This is a genomic window from Mycobacterium sp. E796, assembly GCF_001672815.1.
Lineage (GTDB): Bacteria > Actinomycetota > Actinomycetes > Mycobacteriales > Mycobacteriaceae > Mycobacterium.
This window is the reverse complement of sequence record NZ_LZKK01000036.1, coordinates 1-2,743: the sequence shown is the minus strand read 5'-3', so window position 1 is coordinate 2,743 and position 2,743 is coordinate 1. Positions and strand designations below refer to the sequence as shown.

Sequence of the window (2,743 nt, the reverse complement as noted above, 5' to 3'; positions counted from 1 at the left end):
AGAGGTTGTCCACTTCGTGGGCCCGGTTATGTGGGTCGAGCACGCTGGTTTTGGGGTCGGTGCCGAAGCGGCAGGTGCCGCAGACGTGGCCCAGGTTCGCGTTCTCTTTGCCGCTTCCCAGGGTGAGCTTGCGAAACGGCGCGAACACCTCCTTCACCTGCCGCAAGAACACCGCGCGACGCTCCATCTCGCTGGCATGTAGCCGGTACTGCATGCGCAGCCGCTGCCGGTTGTCCACGCCGGGCCGATCGGATGGCAGCACGCGGTTGTCCAGGTAGGGCAGGTCTTCCATGATCGCGGCAATCACCAGGCCGCCGGTGGCCACCCGCTCGTATATTCGGCGCATGGCCGGGGCGGCCAGGCGCAGCGCCTTGCCGAGGCGGCCGGGGCGGTTGGTCACCCACTCCAAGGGAGGCAAGGCGCCGAATGACTGCACGGTGCCGTATTTCTGGCCCTCCCAGAAGTAGAAGTCGTTGAGCCCGATCTCCTTGTTGGCGGCCGTGATCTTGCGTTCGGGGTTGGTCCAGACCTCGAGCGGCTCAAGCAAGTGACGCATCAAGTTGCGTCCCACCCAGTCCGAGCCGTTGGCCAGTCCGCGCGGCCAATCGCCAGACCGCGAATTGAGCAACAGCACGGGGGTGGCCAGCGCGCCGGCGCCCAGCACAACCACCTTCGCCCTCAGGGCCAGCATGTCGCCGCGATGCGCACAGATCACGTGCCGGACGTGGGTACGGTCGGCCTCGAGCCGCACCGCTTGGCATTCGGCCAGCAGGTGGGCACCGTGCTGGGTGACGGCGGGCAGCACGCCGTTGCGGGCGGCGTCGTTTTTGCACGGTTGCGGGCACAGATAGGTCTGGCAGGCGGTGCAACCGTCGGCGTATTCGCATGCCATCGGCAGGTGGTAGGGGTGTAGTCCACGCCCTGCCAAATAATTGACCAGCGGTTGGTTATCCAGTGAGAACGGCGGTGCCGGGGGAAGTTCGGCCTCGGCGGACTCCGGACGCAGGGGATCGCGCTGGCCGCGAACTCCCAGCAGCTTTTCGGCCTGCGCGTACCAGGGACGCATGTCCTCGTAGGTGACTGGCCAGGCGTCGGGCACGGTGGAATGGCCAGGATCGCGGAAGTTCTGCCGGGGCGTGAAATCTTCGGCGAAAAACCGCTCGCAGACCATGCCGTACAGGGCCGAGGACCCGCCCGTTCCGCTGCCGATGAACGGCACGAACCGCTTCGGGAAGCGCCCGCTGATGTCTTCGACCTCGTCGGTGGTGCGCCCCGCCCGGGCTAAGGCGTCGTAGTAGGCGTCGGGGGATCGGGCGGCTCGGGGCTGGGCCAGTTCGGGGATTGCCGAGCGGATCGTTCCCGGTGTCCCGGGCAGTGTCGAGCGTCCCTTCTCGACGAACAGCACCCGTCGACCGGAGCGGGCCAGCTGATAGCCCAGTATCCCGCCCCCCATGCCGGTGCCTACGACGATCACATCCCACAACACGCGTTCGGCTTCACGCGCGTCCAGTTCGCCGTTAGCCAATCGAACTCCTCGGCGGGTGATGGCCAAACGCTGTGCCCGGTCTGGGCGAATCGGGATCGTATCACCCGGCTAACACTGCGGATGGGCCATAGTTAACCGACCAAACGTCCCGGCAATTTAATCTGGGAAAACTCTTAAACATGCGTCGAACAGACGTCTAAACTCAGCGCCGGAAGCGCCGGCATGCGAGACAGGGGCAGTTTTGACCATAACCGACTATGACGTCCGATCGCTCTATCTCGACCTGCTCCGGCGAAACCTCACCCGGTACGGCATGCAAGAGCGAACGCCCGCTGAATGGCCGCTGCGGCGGCGCCTTCTTTGGAGGGCTTTCAACCTCCACCTGGAGCGGAACAATGCGCATCGACTGACGGGCACCACGCCGCGCGAGCTGGGCTTGGACTGGCCGGCGGAGGCCGAGACGATGATCGGAATGCAAAGGCTGACCAGCCTGCAAGAATGCGTTCAGACAGCGCTCGCCGAAGACATCCCGGGTGATCTGGTCGAATGCGGAGTGTGGCGCGGAGGGGCTTGCATCCTGATGCGCGCGGTTCTGGCGGCCTACGGGGATACGACGCGCTCTGTCTGGCTGGCCGATTCCTTCCAAGGTGTGCCGCGCTCGGACCCCGCGAATTACAAGGCCGATAGAGGGATTAGGGCGGAGCTCGCCGCGGGCATATTGGGCGTCTCGGAAGCGGAAGTGCGGTCGAATTTCGAGCGCTACGGCCTGTTGGATGACCGGGTCCGTTTTCTTCCCGGTTGGTTCAAAGACACGCTGCACGATGCACCCATCGAACGAATCGCCGTACTGCGGCTCGATGGCGACCTGTATGAATCGACGATACAAGCGCTCGACGCGCTCTATCCGCGACTGTCCCCCGGAGGTTTCTGCATCATCGACGACTACCACGCGCTCAAGCCGTGCGAGCAAGCAGTGACCGACTATCGCACGAAGCACGGAGTATCCGCGGAGATCGTCGAGATCGACGGCACCGGTGTGTTTTGGCGCAAGGAATGAATCCGGCCACGGGTAAACGCGAGCGTCGGATCAGTGCCTGAAAGCCCGGGCGCGGTGCGGATTGGTGTACTGGGCGCTTCGAAATGGGCGCCGACGACGCTCATCAACCCCGCTCTGGAAAGTACCGGCGTCGTCGTGGCCGCGGTGGCATCACGGGATGTGTCCCGCGCTCGCGCCTTTGCTGCCAAGCACGGCATCGC

The 2,743-nt window shown here is 64.8% G+C and carries 2 protein-coding genes and 1 pseudogene; 2 read left to right on the top strand and 1 reads right to left on the bottom strand.

Annotation, left to right across the window (positions count from 1 at the left end; translation table 11 throughout):
- Positions 1-1,525 (bottom strand): GMC family oxidoreductase N-terminal domain-containing protein (locus A5706_RS03275; RefSeq protein WP_068127025.1); only part of this gene is annotated, 1,525 nt, incomplete at its 3' end.
- Between the two features lie 202 nt (positions 1,526-1,727).
- Between A5706_RS03275 and A5706_RS03270 the strand changes: the two genes are divergently transcribed.
- Entirely contained in the window at positions 1,728-2,543 is an 816-nt protein-coding gene (locus tag A5706_RS03270; protein ID WP_369831791.1) for a TylF/MycF/NovP-related O-methyltransferase, read from the top strand.
- A gap of 33 nt (positions 2,544-2,576) precedes the next feature.
- Positions 2,577-2,743, top strand: a pseudogene (locus A5706_RS34005) (gfo/Idh/MocA family oxidoreductase); the annotation flags it as partial.